This is a genomic window from Pseudomonas putida, from assembly GCF_009883635.2.
Lineage (GTDB): Bacteria > Pseudomonadota > Gammaproteobacteria > Pseudomonadales > Pseudomonadaceae > Aquipseudomonas > Aquipseudomonas putida_W.
Map to the genome: position 1 here is coordinate 3,775,917 of NZ_CP026115.2, position 15,198 is coordinate 3,791,114.

The window sequence follows — 15,198 nt, forward strand, 5'->3', positions numbered from 1 at the left end:
GGCGCGGCACAATAGTCACGTGCAGATGGCAATGTGAAACTATCGTGAATGCTGGCCGGGCTGCCTTTATAGCAGCCTGCGGCAGCCAATTTCCATGCCAGTTAGGACGTTGCGTCAATCTTTGCGGGAACTTTCCGACACGGCCGGAAATCCTATGAAGGCTGTCCGCACGCCACAATTTGCCGCGGCGACGCGGGGCGGCAGCTCTATTCGGGCTGACACCTGCGTATTCGAAACCTGATTATCGACGCAGCGGGCCGTGACCGCGCCGCGTCTTCCGTGCGAGCCGACCAAGGGCCGCAGGAAACTTGCTTGGAGGGGAGAACTTTTGCGCAAAGCCCGAGTCTATGGTTGCAAGCCTGAACAAAGGCTGTGGCAACGCTCCTTCGAGTTCACTGAGGAGTGTTCATGCTAACCCAGGAAGAGGATCAGCAGCTTGTCGAGCGCGTGCAGCGCGGAGACAGGCGAGCGTTCGATCTGTTGGTGCTGAAGTATCAGCACAAGATTCTAGGGTTGATCGTGCGGTTCGTTCACGACACCCACGAGGCCCAGGATGTGGCGCAGGAAGCCTTTATCAAGGCCTACCGTGCGCTTGGCAATTTCCGCGGTGACAGTGCGTTTTATACCTGGCTGTACCGCATCGCCATCAACACGGCGAAGAACTACCTGGTGTCCCGTGGAAGACGGCCGCCAGACAGCGATGTGAGCTCCGAGGATGCGGAGTTTTACGACGGCGATCATGGTCTCAAGGATCTCGAGTCCCCAGAGCGCTCGTTGTTGCGGGATGAAATCGAAGGCACTGTCCATCGCACCATCCAGCAACTGCCCGAAGATCTGCGCACGGCACTGACCCTGCGTGAGTTCGATGGGTTGAGTTACGAAGACATTGCCAGCGTAATGCAATGTCCGGTGGGTACCGTGCGCTCTCGAATCTTCCGCGCTCGGGAGGCCATAGATAAAGCCCTGCAGCCGTTGTTGCAGGAAACCTGAGACAGCGGCGACAGCCAAGAGAGGAACCGCCATGAGTCGTGAAGCTTTGCAGGAATCGCTGTCCGCGGTGATGGATAACGAAGCGGACGAACTGGAATTACGTCGGGTGTTGAACGCCGTCGACGATGCCGAAACCCGTGCCACCTGGTCGCGTTACCAGGTAGCCCGCGCAGCCATGCACAAGGAACTGCTGCTGCCCAAGCTGGATATCGCCTCGGCGGTCTCCGCCGCGCTGGCCGATGAAGCCGTGCCGGCCAAGGTCAAACAGGGCCCGTGGCGCAGCATTGGCCGGCTGGCCGTGGCTGCCTCGGTCACCGTAGCGGTGCTGGCCGGTGTACGCATGTACAACCAGGACGATATCACCGGTGCCGAGCTGGCTGCCCAGCAGCCTGCACAGCAAGGCCTGACCATGCCACAAAGTCAGGGCCCGGCAGTTTTGGCAGGCTATAGTGAAAGCAGTGAGCAACCGACCGGGCCAATGGCCAACGGCGTGCTGCAGAACCAGGCCGGCTGGGATCAGCGTCTGCCAGGCTATCTGCGCCAGCATGCGCAGGAATCCGCGCTCAAGGGCACTGAAACCGCCCTGCCGTATGCCCGCGCCGCCAGCCTGGAAAACCGCTAAGTAAGGAGGATCATGCGCGCGCTACCTCTCCTGTCGCTGCTGATAGGCAGCTGCATGACGGTGCCAGCGTTGGCAGCCAACTCATCGCCCGAGGCGAGTGAATGGTTGAACAAGCTGGCACAGGCCGAGCAGAAGCAGAGTTACCAGGGCTCCTTCGTCTACGAACGTAACGGCAGCTTTTCTTCCCACGATATCTGGCATCGCGTTCAGGACGGCAAGGTCAGCGAGAGGCTTCTGCAGCTCGATGGCACCGTTCAGGAAATCGTGCGCGTGGATGGCAAGGTGCAGTGCGTCAGTGGTGCCTTGGCGAGCGGGGTAGGTACCCCTCCCGATTCTGCACAGCGTTCGCTCGATCCCCTCAAGCTGATGAGCTGGTATGACCTGAGCGTGGCAGGCAAGTCACGGGTCGCTGAACGCGATGCCGTGATTGTCACGCTGACACCTCGCGATCAGCACCGCTACGCATTCGAGCTCCACCTGGACCGCCGTACCGGCCTGCCGCTGCGCTCATTGATGCTCAATGACAAGGGGCAGTTGCTCGAACGCTTCCAGATGACCCGCCTGGACACCGACGACCTGCCTACCGACCAGGACCTGCAAGCCAGTGCTGCATGCAAGCCAGTGGAGCGGGTGGCCAGTACCACCAGCGAAGCGGTTGCCGGTTGGCGTTCGGACTGGCTGCCGCCGGGGTTCGAGTTGATCAACAGTACGGTGCGCCGCGATCCTGAGCGCAACAGCTCGATCAGCAGCCTGATGTATGACGATGGACTGGCCCGATTCTCGGTGTTCCTCGAGCCCGTGAAGGACGATGCCGGTGCCGATGTGCGCACCCAGCTTGGCCCGACCTCGGCCGTTTCGCGCCGGCTGAATACACCCAAGGGCAAGGTGCAGGTCACCGTGGTCGGCGAAATTCCGCTGGGTACGGCAGAACGTATCGCGCTGTCGATGCGCCCTCAGGATGCTCAGGCGCGCCAGTGACGGCGCGCGTTTGCGGGCCGGGTCAAGGGCAATGCACAGGCGAACGGACACGCGGCTGAAATGAAATTAAAGCATTGTCATTTGCAATCCTTCGGCAAATTTTCTATAGGTCAGGCTTCTAGGAGTCTGGCCTTTCCTGCTTTGTGCAGGGCAATTTCCAACTACCGCTCGTTGTGACGGGAGCCGTATGTCAATACCACGCTTGAAATCCTACCTAACGATGTTCGCCGCCGTGCTGATGCTCGGTCAGGTGCTCAGCGCCCAGGCCGATGAAGCCCTGCCGGACTTCACCACCCTGGTCGAGCAAGCCTCGCCGGCTGTAGTCAACATCAGTACCAAGCAGAAGCTGCCGAACCGCGTCGCCTCCGGGCAGATGCCGGACCTCGAAGGCCTGCCGCCGATGTTCCGCGAGTTCTTCGAGCGCAACATGCCGCAGCAGCCGCGTTCGCCGCGCGGTGACCGTCAGCGCGAGGCCATGTCGCTGGGTTCGGGCTTCATCATTTCCAGCGATGGCTATGTACTGACCAACAATCACGTGGTTGCCGATGCTGACGAGATCATCGTCCGCCTGTCGGACCGCAGCGAGCTGCAGGCCAAACTGATCGGCACCGACCCACGCACCGATGTGGCCCTGCTCAAGGTCGAGGGCAAGAACCTGCCGACCGTCAAGCTGGGTGACTCCGAGAAGCTCAAGGTCGGTGAGTGGGTGCTTGCCATCGGTTCGCCGTTCGGCTTCGACCACTCGGTGACCAAAGGTATCGTCAGCGCCAAGGGCCGGACGCTGCCCAACGACACCTATGTGCCGTTCATCCAGACCGACGTGGCCATCAACCCAGGCAACTCCGGTGGCCCGCTGTTCAACATGAAGGGCGAAGTGGTGGGTATCAACTCGCAGATCTTCACTCGTTCCGGTGGTTTCATGGGTTTGTCCTTCGCCATCCCGATCGACGTGGCCATCGATGTATCCAACCAGCTGAAGAAAGATGGCAAGGTCAGCCGCGGCTGGCTGGGCGTGGTGATCCAGGAGGTCAACAAGGACCTGGCTGAATCGTTCGGCCTCGACAAGCCTGCCGGCGCTCTGGTAGCGCAGGTGCTGGAGAACGGCCCGGCAGCCAAGGGCGGCCTGCAGGTGGGTGACGTGATCCTGAGCATGAACGGCCAGCCGATCGTCATGTCGGCCGACCTGCCGCACCTGGTCGGCAGCCTGAAGGACGGCGAGAAAGCCAAGCTCGAAATCATCCGCAACGGCAAGCGCCAGACCCTGGACGTCGCCGTAGGCCCAATGCCGGATGACGATGCTGACATCGGTGCCGGCACTGGCGCCGACGGCAGCGCCGAGCGCAGCAGCAACCGCCTGGGCGTGTCCGTGTCGGATCTTACCGCTGAGCAGAAGAAAACCCTGGAGCTCAAGGGCGGCGTGGTGATCAAGGAGGTTCAGGACGGCCCTGCCGCGATGATCGGCCTGCGCCCGGGTGACGTGATCAGCCATCTGAACAACCAGGCCATCGCTTCGGCCAAGCAGTTCACTGAAATCGCCAAGGACCTGCCGAAGAACCGCTCGGTGTCGATGCGCGTACTGCGCCAGGGACGTGCCAGCTTCATCACCTTCAAACTCGCCGAATAAGCGGGCTCAGGTGTAGGAAAGGGCAGCTTCGGCTGCCCTTTTTCATGAAAGTTCACAATTGCGGGGGCGAATGCTGTGTACAGTCCGATAGAGGAATCTCCCATATCCCAGCAGCTTAAGGTACAATTCCCGGCTATTTTTCGGCGGGCGTCCGGCTCGCAGCCTTTTCCGAGTGTTGACCCGTGAGTGATTTGAGTCATATCCGCAATTTCTCCATCATCGCCCACATCGACCATGGCAAGTCGACGCTGGCCGACCGTTTCATTCAAATGTGCGGTGGCCTGTCGGCGCGCGAAATGGAAGCCCAGGTACTGGACTCCATGGACCTGGAGCGCGAACGCGGTATCACCATCAAGGCCCACAGCGTCACGCTCAACTACAAGGCGCAAGACGGCAAGGTCTACCAGCTGAACTTCATCGACACCCCCGGCCACGTCGACTTCACCTACGAAGTCTCGCGTTCTCTGGCGGCCTGTGAGGGTGCGCTGCTGGTGGTGGACGCCGGCCAGGGCGTCGAAGCCCAGTCAGTGGCCAACTGCTACACCGCCATCGAGCAGGGCCTGGAAGTCATGCCGGTCCTGAACAAGATGGACCTGCCCCAGGCCGATCCGGACCGCGTGAAGGACGAGATCGAGAAGATCATCGGCATCGACGCCACCGACGCCGTGGCCTGCAGCGCCAAGAGCGGCATGGGCGTGGATGAGGTGCTCGAACGTCTGGTGCAGACCATCCCCGCGCCGGAAGGCGATATCGAGGCGCCACTGCAGGCGCTGATCATCGACTCCTGGTTCGACAACTACCTGGGCGTGGTCTCGCTGGTGCGTGTGCGCCACGGCCGCGTCAAGAAAGGCGACAAGATCCTGGTCAAGTCCACCGGCAAGGTGCACCTGGTCGACAGCGTCGGTGTGTTCACGCCGAAGCACACCCAGACTGCCGACCTGAAGGCCGGTGAAGTAGGCTTCATCATTGCCAGCATCAAGGACATTCACGGTGCCCCGGTCGGTGACACCCTGACCTTGTCCTCGACCCCAGAGGTCGAGGTGCTGGCTGGTTTCAAGAAGATTCAGCCGCAGGTATACGCCGGCCTGTTCCCGGTCAGCTCCGACGATTTCGAGGACTTCCGCGATGCCCTGCAGAAGCTGACGCTTAACGATTCGTCGCTGCAGTACATGCCGGAAAGCTCCGACGCCCTGGGCTTCGGCTTCCGTTGCGGCTTCCTCGGCATGCTGCACATGGAGATCATCCAGGAGCGCCTGGAGCGCGAATACGACCTGGACCTGATCACCACTGCGCCAAGCGTGATCTACGAGCTGGAACTGAAAACCGGCGAAACCATCATCGTCGACAACCCGTCGAAGCTGCCGGACGTCTCGTCGGTGGCCGATTTCCGCGAGCCGATCGTCACCGCGACCATCCTGGTGCCGCAGGAGCACCTGGGCAACGTCATCACCCTGTGCATCGAGAAGCGTGGCGTGCAGCGCGACATGCAGTTCCTCGGCAGCCAGGTGCAGGTGCGCTATGACATGCCGATGAACGAAGTGGTACTGGACTTCTTCGACCGCCTGAAGTCGACCAGCCGCGGCTATGCTTCGCTGGACTATCATTTCGATCGCTACCAGTCGGCCAACCTGGTCAAGCTGGACGTACTGATCAACGGCGACAAGGTCGATGCCCTGGCATTGATCGTGCACCGCGACAACGCGGCCTACAAAGGCCGTGCGTTGACCGAGAAGATGAAGGAGCTGATCCCTCGGCAGATGTTCGACGTGGCGATCCAGGCTGCCATTGGTGGCCAGATCATCGCGCGGACGACCGTCAAGGCGCTCAGAAAGAACGTACTGGCCAAGTGCTACGGTGGTGACGTCAGCCGTAAGAAGAAACTGCTGGAGAAGCAGAAGGCCGGTAAGAAACGCATGAAACAGGTGGGTAACGTGGAGATTCCACAGGAAGCCTTCCTCGCCGTGCTCAGGTTGGATAGCTAGGTCCTATGTCGCTAAATTTCCCGCTGTTGCTAGTCATCGCCGTCTTCGTCTGCGGTCTGCTGGGCTTGATCGATCTGCTGTTCCTGGCTCCGCGCCGGCGGGCAGCGATCGCCAACTACCAGGGCAGCGTCACCCAGCCAGAAATGGCGGTGGTCGAGCGCCTGAGCAAAGAGCCGCTGCTGGTGGAGTACGGCAAGTCGTTCTTCCCGGTGCTGTTCATCGTGCTGGTGCTGCGCTCGTTCCTGGTCGAGCCGTTCCAGATCCCTTCGGGGTCGATGAAACCGACCCTGGAAGTGGGCGATTTCATCCTGGTGAACAAGTTCTCCTACGGCATCCGCCTGCCGGTGATCGACAAGAAGGTCATCGAGGTCGGTGACCCGCAACGCGGCGATGTGATGGTGTTCCGCTACCCGAGCGACCCGAATGTCAACTACATCAAGCGTGTGGTCGGCCTGCCGGGCGACAAGATCAGCTATACCAGCGACAAGCGGCTGTTCGTCAACGGCCAGCCCATCGCCGAGCAGCTGGTCGGCGCCGAGCCAGGTACCCTGGGCAGCGCCGAGCTGTACAAGGAAAAACTCGGCGAAGCCGAGCACCTGATCCGTAAGGAGATGACCCGTTATCGCATGCCACCGGACCAGCAATGGACCGTGCCGGCCGGCCATTACTTCATGATGGGTGACAACCGCGACAACTCCAACGACAGCCGCTACTGGGATGACCCGAAAATCCCTAAAGAGCTGCACGGCATGGTTCCGGACCGGAACATCGTCGGCAAGGCTTTCGCGGTGTGGATGAGCTGGCCAGAGCCCAAGCTCAGCCACTTGCCCAACCTTTCGCGGGTCGGCCTGATCCATTGATACCCTTCGGCGCTGTCCTGCAGACAGCGCCGAATGCATTTCTGACATAGGCTGTGTTCTCAAGGAGCGAGAGATTCGCCGCTCACCGCGACGGACCACAGCCAAACAGTCTTTCAGGATGTTGATTTGAACAACGCGTTGAACAACCAACGGGTGGCTGCATGACTGCTTCCCTTGCCCGTCTCGAGCGCAAGCTCGGCTACACCTTCAAGGATCAGGAGCAGATGCTGCTGGCCTTGACCCACCGCAGCTATGCCGGGCGCAACAACGAGCGCCTGGAGTTCCTCGGTGACGCCATTCTCAACTTCGTCGCCGGCGAGGCGCTGTTCGAGCGCTTCCCGCAGGCTCGCGAAGGCCAGCTGTCGCGTCTGCGCGCCCGCCTGGTCAAGGGCGAGACCCTGGCGCGCCTGGCCCGTGGTTTCGACCTGGGCGATTACCTGCGCCTGGGCTCGGGTGAACTCAAGAGCGGGGGCTTCCGCCGTGAGTCGATCCTGGCAGACGCCCTCGAGGCGCTGATCGGCGCCATCTACCTGGACGCGGACATGCAGACCGCGCGCGAGCGTGTCCTCGCCTGGCTGACCGACGAGTTCGAAGGCCTGACCCTGGTCGACACCAACAAGGACCCGAAAACCCGCCTGCAGGAGTTCCTGCAATCGCGCAGCTGTGAGCTGCCGCGTTACGAAGTGGTCGACATCCAGGGCGAACCGCACTGCCGTACCTTCTTCGTCGAATGCGAAGTGGTGCTGCTGAACAACAAGAGCCGTGGCCAAGGCGTCAGCCGGCGTATCGCCGAGCAGGTCGCCGCTGCTGCTGCATTGATCGCCCTGGGCGTGGAGAATGGTAATGACTGATAACAATCCGACCCGCTGCGGTTACGTGGCCATCGTCGGCCGCCCGAACGTGGGCAAGTCGACCTTGCTCAACCACATCCTCGGCCAGAAGCTGGCGATCACCTCGCGCAAGCCGCAGACCACTCGCCACAACATGCTCGGCATCAAGACCGAGGGTGACGTGCAGGCGATCTACGTCGACACCCCGGGCATGCACAAGGCCAACGACAAGGCCTTGAACCGCTACATGAACCGCAACGCCTCGGCGGCCCTGAAGGACGTCGACGTGGTGATCTTCGTGGTCGACCGCACCAAGTGGACCGACGAGGACCAGCTGGTGCTGGAGCGCGTGCAGTACGTGACCGGCCCACTGATCATTGCGGTCAACAAGACCGACCGCATGGAAGAGAAGGCCGAGCTGATCCCGCACCTGCAATGGCTGCAGGAACAACTGCCGAACGCTGAGGTGATGCCGATTTCCGCGCAGCAGGGCCACAACCTGGAAGCGCTGGAAGCCCAGATCGCCAAGCACCTGCCGGAAAACGAGCACTTCTTCCCGGAAGACCAGATCACCGACCGCAGCAGCCGTTTCCTCGCCGCCGAACTGGTGCGCGAGAAGATCATGCGCCAGCTGGGCGCCGAGCTGCCGTACCAGATCACCGTGGAAATCGAAGAATTCAAGCAGCAGGGCCACGTGCTGCACATCCATGCATTGATCCTGGTCGAGCGTGATGGCCAGAAGAAGATCATCATCGGTGACAAGGGCGAGCGCATCAAACGCATTGGCTCTGAAGCGCGCAAGGACATGGAAGTGCTGTTCGACTCCAAGGTCATGCTCAACCTCTGGGTCAAGGTCAAGGGCGGCTGGTCCGACGACGAACGCGCCCTGCGTTCCCTGGGCTACGGCGACCTGTAAGCCTTGTCGGGTTCTCTTGTAGGAGCGGGCTTGCCCCGCGAACACGGGCGAAGCCCGTGCCATGCACTCACGGTGCCTGGGCTGGCCTCTTCGCGGGGCAAGCCCGCTCCTACAGGTGTGCGCCCTGCCTGTGACTGAGTGATCGTACATGGATCAACCTGTCGGCCAGCCGGCCTACGTCCTGCACAGCCGCGCCTACAAGGAAACCAGTGCTCTGGTGGACTTCTTCACCCCGCAGGGCCGCCTGCGTGCGGTGCTGCGGCGTGCGCGCGGCAAGGGTGGCAGCCTGGTGCGGCCGTTCGTTCCGCTGGAAGTGGAGCTGTTCGGTAAAGGTGAGCTGAAGAACGTCAGGCGCCTGGACACTGTCGGTATTGCGGCGTGGCTGCATGGCGACGCCCTGTTCAGTGGCCTCTACCTTAATGAACTGCTTATGCGCCTGCTGCCCGCTGAGGCTCCGCAGCCTGAGTTGTTCGAGCATTACGCCCTGACCCTGCAGGCCTTGGCCGCGGGAAGGCCGCTGGAACCCTTACTGCGCTCCTTCGAGTGGCGGCTGCTGGAGGACCTGGGCTATACCTTTTCCCTCAGCCACGACGTCAACGACGACCCTATCGAAAGTGAAGGCCTGTACCGCCTGCGGGTCGATGCCGGCCTTGAACGTGTGCACCTGGCCCAACCTGGTCTGTTCAACGGCACCGAGCTGCTGGCCCTGGCCCAGGCCGACTGGGATGCCCCCGGCGCCTTGCTGGCGGCCAAGCGCCTGATGCGCCAGGCACTGGCGGTTCACCTGGGGGCAAAACCGCTGGTCAGCCGGGAACTGTTTCGCAAGCGCTGAGCACGTCGTATGCTGTGTGGCTCAAACTTCAGGAGAGCCTTTCGTGACTCACAGCAACCGCATGCTTCTTGGCGTCAACATCGACCACGTGGCGACCCTGCGCCAGGCCCGCGGCACCCGCTACCCGGACCCGGTCAAGGCTGCGCTGGATGCCGAGGAAGCGGGCGCCGACGGTATTACCGTGCACCTGCGTGAAGACCGCCGGCATATCCAGGAGCGCGACGTGCTGGTGCTCAAGGACGTGCTGCAGACGCGCATGAACTTCGAAATGGGCATTACCGAAGAGATGATGGCGTTTGCCGAAAAGATCCGCCCGGCGCATATCTGCCTGGTTCCCGAAACTCGCCAGGAGCTGACTACCGAAGGCGGACTGGACGTGGCCGGCCAGGAGGCACGGATCAAGGCAGCGGTCGAGCGCCTGTCGCGTACTGGTGCTGAAGTGTCGCTGTTCATCGATCCTGACGAGCGGCAGATCGAGGCTTCGCGCCGTGTCGGCGCGCCAGCCGTCGAGCTGCATACCGGGCGTTATGCCGATGCCGAAACTCCGACCGAAGTGGCCGAGGAACTGCAGCGCATTGTCGATGGCGTGGCGTTTGGCGTGGGCCAGGGGCTGATCGTCAATGCCGGGCATGGCCTGCATTACCACAACGTCCAGGCGGTTGCGGCGATCAAGGGCATCAATGAGCTGAACATTGGCCACGCCTTGGTTGCGCATGCGCTGTTCGTCGGCTTCAAGGCCGCTGTGGCCGAGATGAAGGCGCTGATCGTCGCGGCTTCGCGCTGATCAGTCGTCAGTGCCGGCCCGGAACACCAAGGTGAACCGGGTTGGCCCTGTAGCTTCGCTTTGAACTACGATCCGCCCACCATGCAATTGCATGATCGACTTCACGATCGCCAGTCCCAATCCCGTCCCACCCTCCAGCCGCGAACGCCCTGAACCTACTCGATAAAAGCGCTCGAACAGTTGAGGTAAGTGTTCATCGGCTATGCCTGGCCCTTGGTTTTCCACCCAGATCAACACATCGTTGCCCTTACGCTCGATCCCCAGCTTTACTGCCTGCCCTTGTGATCCATGCCGTATGGCATTGCTCAACAGGTTCGACAGCGCCCGCTGGAACATCAAGCGGTCCGCCAGTGCCGTCCCCCAGCCCTGCAAGCGCAGCTCGATATCCTTGAGCTCGGCACTGAAGGCAAACAGTTCGGTTACCTGCGCCGCTTCCTCCGCCAACGCCAGTGGCTTGAGCGCCACCTGCGCCTGGGGCTGGCTGACTTGGGCGAGGAACAGCATGTCGTTGATGATGCGGTTGAGTCGGGTCAGCTCCTCGACGCTGTCTTCCAGCACTTCCCGATAGTTCGCGCTGTCACGCTCGCGGGCCAGGGTGACCTGGGCTTTGCCCATCAGGTTGCCCAGCGGGGTACGCAGTTCGTGGGCCAAGTCGTCGGAGAACTGTGACAGCTGGCGTACACCCTGATCCAGGCGGTCGAGCATCACATTGATACTGCGCGCCAGTTCTGCCAGCTCCAGCGGTAACCCGGTGACGGGCAGGCGGTGTTGCAGGTCCTGGGTGGAAACCTGCCCAGCGATGCGGCGGAAGTGGCGCAGTGGCTTCAGGCCTCGTTGCATCAGCCACCAGGCGCCCGCGCCGATCAGCAGCAACAGCACGGGCAGGGCCAGCAGGGTCGAATGCAGATAGGCCTGGAGCAGGGCATGGTCGTCGGCGCGGTTGAGCGACATCATCACCCGCACCGGGGTGTCGTCACGCAGGCGCATCTGCCGGGTCACGGTGAGGATCTGGTTACCGCTGCTGTCGCGCCATTCGTGGTAGTTCAGCCGTGAATCGGTATGCAATTCGCCAACCCGGGACTCCAGCGCAGGGCCGAGGCTGAGCAGGTGCGGATGGCGGCCCTCAAGGGCCAGGACGCTCAGGCTGAGGTTGTCGTGGCCCATCACCAGGTCGAGCAACGGATGGGCGCGGTTGCCAAGGTCCTCACTGCGCAGGTCGACCCGCAAGTTGTGCTCCACCTGCAACATCTTGCGCGCCAGGTCCTTGCGGGCGCGGCTGTCCAGTTCGTGGTCGAGGGCGAACACTGCCAGGCAGGCGAGCAGCAAGACCAGGGCGGCGCCCATCAGAGTCATGCTCAGGCCCAGGCGCAGCGACAGGCTGGCGTGCTTCACACGCGGGCCTCGAGGACATAACCGACGCCGCGCAGGGTATGGATCAGCTTGTCGTCAAACGGGTCGTCGATCTTCGCCCGCAGGCGGCGGATCGAGACTTCGACCACATTGGTGTCGCAGTCGAAATTCATGTCCCACACCAGCGAGATGATCTGGGTACGCGACAGCACCTCGCCGCTCTGGCGCATCAGCAGGTGGAGCAGGGCGAACTCCTTGGCAGTCAGGTCGATGCGCTTGCCAGCACGGTAAGCGCGATGGCGGCCGGGGTCCAGCTCCAGGTCGGCGACGCGCAGGGTGCTCGGTTGCAGTTGCTGGTCGTTACGGCGCAGCAGGCTGCGAATACGGGCCAGCAACTCGGGGAACTCGAAAGGTTTGAGCAGGTAGTCGTCAGCGCCCAGGTCCAGGCCTTTGACCCGGTCTGACAGGCGACCATGTGCGGTCAGCATCATGATTCGCGTGGCCGACTCGGCGCGCAGGCGCTGCAGCACCGTCCAGCCGTCCAGTTCGGGCAGGTTGACGTCGAGGATGATCAGGTCGTAGGGCTGCTGGCGCGCCAGGTGCAAGCCATCGATGCCGGTGTGGGCGCAGTCGACCACGTAGCCGTTTTCGCGCAGGCCTTGTTGCAGGTAGTCGGCGGTACGCAGTTCGTCCTCGATGATCAGTAGGCGCATGGGCGGGCTCGGTAGGCGGGAAAGGGCAGGATTCTCAAGCCTGTAGGGGCTTCAGGGTCAAGCAGCAGGATGTTACGGCATGCGAATGCCCCGTCGGCGTAGATAACGGATTTGTAATCCTGGTGTTATCTGGCTGTCTGCCAGGGCCACATTGCAAGACTGTAATGCCCGCCTCACCTTGGCGTTAGCTGCCCGTGGATACGATTGCCCTGTCTGATCGGTTATCAACGAGGCAAGCATCATGAACCTGAGCAAATACCTGCTGCTGGCGACCCTCGCCCTGGGCAGCGCCAGTGTCTACGCCGAAGGCGGCGCCGAACGTTCCCAGCAGTTCTGGCAAGCATTCCGCCAGGATCAGGAGCGCCTGCACGGCGACAAGCAACAGGCGGTCGCCGAGCGCGAGCGCAAGGCGCAGGAGAAGGCCCGCGAGGTGGCCAAGGACTGAGGCAACAGCAGCTGTGCCGGCACTGCTCCCCGGCACAGGTGTGATTCGGGCGTCCACATGGACGCCTTTTTTACTTGCGCGCCAGCAGGGTGGCGCGGCGCGGGGCGGGCAGGCCTTCGATGGTCTTGCTGTGGTCGTTCGGGTCGAGGAAATCGCCCAGCGACTGGTAGCGCATCCATTCGGTACTGCGCTGCTCCTCGACGCTGGTGACGCTCACGTCGACGCAGCGCACATCGGTGAATCCGGCGCGGCGCAACCAGCGTTCCAGGGCGGGTACCGACGGCAGGTACCAGACGTTGCGCATCTGCGCGTAACGGTCTTCGGGCACCAGTACCTGGTTTTCGTCGCCCTCGATCACCAGGGTTTCCAGCACCAGTTCGCCGCCTTTGACCAGGCAGTCCTTGAGCGCCAGCAGGTGCTCGATGGGCGAGCGGCGGTGGTAGAACACGCCCATCGAGAACACCGTGTCGAAGCCTTCGAGGTTGGCCGGCAACTCTTCCAGCGCGAACGGCAGGTGCCAGGCTGGCAGTTCGGGCAGGTACTGCTGCACGGCCTGGAACTGGCAGAAGAACAGCCAGTTGGGGTCGACTCCGATGACCATGTCGGCGCCGGCACCAAGCATGCGCCACTGGTAGTAACCATTGCCGCAGCCGACATCGAGCACGCGCTTGCCCTTGAGGTTCAGGTGCGGGCCAACCCGAGACCACTTCCAGTCCGAGCGCCATTCGGTGTCGACATGCACGCCGAACAGGTCGAACGGCCCCTTGCGCCAAGGCGACAGGCCCATCAGCGCCTGGCGCATCTGCGCACGGGTGGCGTCATCGCACGCACAATCCAGGCGCAGGCCGTCGACCAGGTCGATTTCGCTGGGCTGCAGGGCTGGCAGTGCGTCGAGCGCGCCGCGCCAGCGGTCGAGGTCGCCGTGGCCTTTTTCCAGTTTGGCTTCCAGTTGTACTTGCAGGCCCTGGGACCAGGACGCCAGGGGCGTGCCCGCCAGGCGGCGGACGAGGGGGGACAGATCGATCATGGCAGGGCTATCAGCGAGGCAAAGTTGAGGCATTGGAACCACGGCACCACCTTGGTGAAACCGGCCGCGTGCAGACGTTCCTTGTGGGCTTGCAGGGTGTCGGGCTTCATCACGTTCTCGATGGCACTGCGCTTCTGGGCGATTTCCAGTTCGCTGTAGCCATTGGCCCGCTTGAAGTCCAGGTGCAGTTCGTTGAGCAGAGACTGTTCTTCGTCATCGGCGAAACGCAGTTTCTCCGAGAGGATCAGCGCGCCGCCGGGCAGCAGTGCCTGGCGGATCTTGCCCAGCAGCGCCAGGCGTTGTTCAGGGGCGATGAACTGCAGGGTAAAGTTCATCGCCACCACCGAGGCCGGTTCGAAGGGCAGGGTGAGGATGTCGGCTTCCAGCACTTCGACCGGCAGCAGTTCCTGGAACATTGAGTCCTGGGCGGTGAGGTACTGGCGGCAACGCTCGACCATGGCGGCGGAATTGTCCACCGCGATCACCCGGCAGCCGTCGCTGCGAACATGGCGGCGCAGCGACTGGGTGACGGCACCCAGAGAGGCGCCCAGGTCGTACAGCGCGGTGTTCGGCTGGGCGAAGCGGGCGGCCAGTACGCCGAGGTTTTCGACGATGGTCGGGTAACCGGGCACCGAGCGCTTGATCATGTCCGGGAACACGCGCACCACGTCTTCGTTGAACACGAAGTCGGGGACTTGCTCCAGAGGTCGGGCGAAAAGGCGGTCGGGTTGTTTGCTCACGGTGAATCCAGGCGGCTGACGATAGGCAGGGCCGGCATTCTAGCCAAACCGCGGCCAGGATGCATGGTTGGCTGACCAGCGCTGTGCGTTCAGTCGACCCGAATGGCGCAATCGAAGGTTTGTACCGGGCGCACTTCCGGAGCCCAAGGCTGCTGGTAGACCAGCACCAGGTGGCCTTCACCGGCGGTGCGGGCCTGGTAGCGCCAGGTCGAAATGCCCGAGCTGCCGACGATACCGGCGTCCTCGGGGGCACTGTAGACCTCAGGGCCCAGGCTTTGCAGCACGTTGGATGCCGGGTTCTGCACCAGCCAGCGGTAGCCGGTGGTGGGGTTGCTGGGCAGGGTCAGGGTGAGGCTCTGGCCGACATGCAGGCGCTTGGGGCATTCGCTTTCGGCGTCCAGTTCGACGGTTTGTTTCGGCTGCTGGGCGCAGGCGGCGAGCAGGGCGAGGCTCAGGGGAACGAGCAGACGAGGGGCGGTCATGGTGGCTCCGAAGACTGGCGATG

At 62.5% G+C, this 15,198-nt stretch carries 16 protein-coding genes; 11 read left to right on the top strand and 5 right to left on the bottom strand.

Annotation, left to right across the window (positions count from 1 at the left end; all coding sequences use genetic code 11):
• The first annotated feature begins 408 nt into the window (after positions 1-408).
• The 10 genes from rpoE (at position 409) to pdxJ (ending at position 10,418) form a co-directional block, all read left to right on the top strand.
• A complete protein-coding gene (rpoE, locus tag C2H86_RS17265; protein ID WP_003252049.1) occupies positions 409-990 on the top strand; it encodes an RNA polymerase sigma factor RpoE in 582 nt (193 codons plus the stop codon).
• A gap of 31 nt (positions 991-1,021) precedes the next feature.
• The gene (locus tag C2H86_RS17270; RefSeq protein ID WP_159409081.1) at positions 1,022-1,612 is read left to right on the top strand and encodes a sigma-E factor negative regulatory protein; all 591 of its coding nucleotides are present in this window, start codon (positions 1,022-1,024) and stop codon (positions 1,610-1,612) included.
• Between the two features lie 12 nt (positions 1,613-1,624).
• Positions 1,625-2,590 carry a MucB/RseB C-terminal domain-containing protein gene (locus tag C2H86_RS17275; protein ID WP_159409082.1) on the top strand — a complete coding sequence of 322 codons (966 nt, stop codon included), beginning with the start codon at positions 1,625-1,627 and terminating at the stop codon, positions 2,588-2,590.
• A 187-nt stretch (positions 2,591-2,777) separates the two neighbouring features.
• A complete protein-coding gene (locus tag C2H86_RS17280; protein WP_159409083.1) occupies positions 2,778-4,214 on the top strand; it encodes a DegQ family serine endoprotease in 1,437 nt (478 codons plus the stop codon).
• Between the two features lie 182 nt (positions 4,215-4,396).
• Positions 4,397-6,196 carry a translation elongation factor 4 gene (lepA, locus tag C2H86_RS17285; RefSeq protein WP_159409084.1) on the top strand — a complete coding sequence of 600 codons (1,800 nt, stop codon included), beginning with the start codon at positions 4,397-4,399 and terminating at the stop codon, positions 6,194-6,196.
• Positions 6,197-6,201: 5 nt separating this feature from the next.
• Positions 6,202-7,056, top strand: coding sequence for a signal peptidase I (lepB, locus tag C2H86_RS17290; RefSeq protein ID WP_054885003.1), 855 nt, complete (start codon positions 6,202-6,204; stop codon positions 7,054-7,056).
• Positions 7,057-7,217: 161 nt separating this feature from the next.
• Positions 7,218-7,907, top strand: a complete 690-nt coding sequence (gene rnc / locus C2H86_RS17295; protein WP_060508426.1) for a ribonuclease III — start codon at positions 7,218-7,220, stop codon at positions 7,905-7,907.
• The gene (era, locus tag C2H86_RS17300) at positions 7,900-8,802 is read left to right on the top strand and encodes a GTPase Era (RefSeq protein WP_159409085.1); all 903 of its coding nucleotides are present in this window, start codon (positions 7,900-7,902) and stop codon (positions 8,800-8,802) included. Before rnc ends, era begins: the two co-directional genes overlap by 8 nt.
• 148 nt (positions 8,803-8,950) lie before the next feature.
• Positions 8,951-9,634, top strand: a complete 684-nt coding sequence (gene recO, locus C2H86_RS17305; RefSeq protein ID WP_159409086.1) for a DNA repair protein RecO — start codon at positions 8,951-8,953, stop codon at positions 9,632-9,634.
• A 61-nt stretch (positions 9,635-9,695) separates the two neighbouring features.
• On the top strand, positions 9,696-10,418 hold the full coding sequence (gene pdxJ, locus C2H86_RS17310; RefSeq protein WP_430738590.1) for a pyridoxine 5'-phosphate synthase: 723 nt from the start codon (positions 9,696-9,698) through the stop codon (positions 10,416-10,418).
• Here pdxJ and C2H86_RS17315 read toward each other — a convergent pair whose 3' ends face one another.
• Positions 10,419-11,810, bottom strand: a complete 1,392-nt coding sequence (locus tag C2H86_RS17315; protein WP_159409088.1) for a heavy metal sensor histidine kinase — start codon at positions 11,808-11,810, stop codon at positions 10,419-10,421.
• A complete protein-coding gene (locus C2H86_RS17320) occupies positions 11,807-12,481 on the bottom strand; it encodes a heavy metal response regulator transcription factor (RefSeq protein WP_159409089.1) in 675 nt (224 codons plus the stop codon). The genes C2H86_RS17315 and C2H86_RS17320 overlap by 4 nt, the downstream gene beginning before the upstream one ends.
• 241 nt (positions 12,482-12,722) lie before the next feature.
• On the opposite strand from C2H86_RS17320, the gene C2H86_RS17325 reads away from it, so the two are divergent.
• Positions 12,723-12,926, top strand: a complete 204-nt coding sequence (locus C2H86_RS17325; protein WP_103449372.1) for a hypothetical protein — start codon at positions 12,723-12,725, stop codon at positions 12,924-12,926.
• A gap of 70 nt (positions 12,927-12,996) precedes the next feature.
• On the opposite strand, the gene cmoB is transcribed toward C2H86_RS17325, so the two are convergent.
• From cmoB to C2H86_RS17340, 3 genes are all read right to left on the bottom strand, one after another.
• On the bottom strand, positions 12,997-13,953 hold the full coding sequence (cmoB, locus tag C2H86_RS17330) for a tRNA 5-methoxyuridine(34)/uridine 5-oxyacetic acid(34) synthase CmoB (protein ID WP_159409090.1): 957 nt from the start codon (positions 13,951-13,953) through the stop codon (positions 12,997-12,999).
• Positions 13,950-14,693: a carboxy-S-adenosyl-L-methionine synthase CmoA gene (cmoA, locus tag C2H86_RS17335; protein WP_159409091.1), complete on the bottom strand. Its 744-nt coding sequence runs from the start codon at positions 14,691-14,693 to the stop codon at positions 13,950-13,952. The genes cmoB and cmoA overlap by 4 nt, the downstream gene beginning before the upstream one ends.
• A gap of 89 nt (positions 14,694-14,782) precedes the next feature.
• Positions 14,783-15,175 carry a protease inhibitor I42 family protein gene (locus C2H86_RS17340; RefSeq protein WP_159409092.1) on the bottom strand — a complete coding sequence of 131 codons (393 nt, stop codon included), beginning with the start codon at positions 15,173-15,175 and terminating at the stop codon, positions 14,783-14,785.
• Positions 15,176-15,198: the final 23 nt, after the last annotated feature.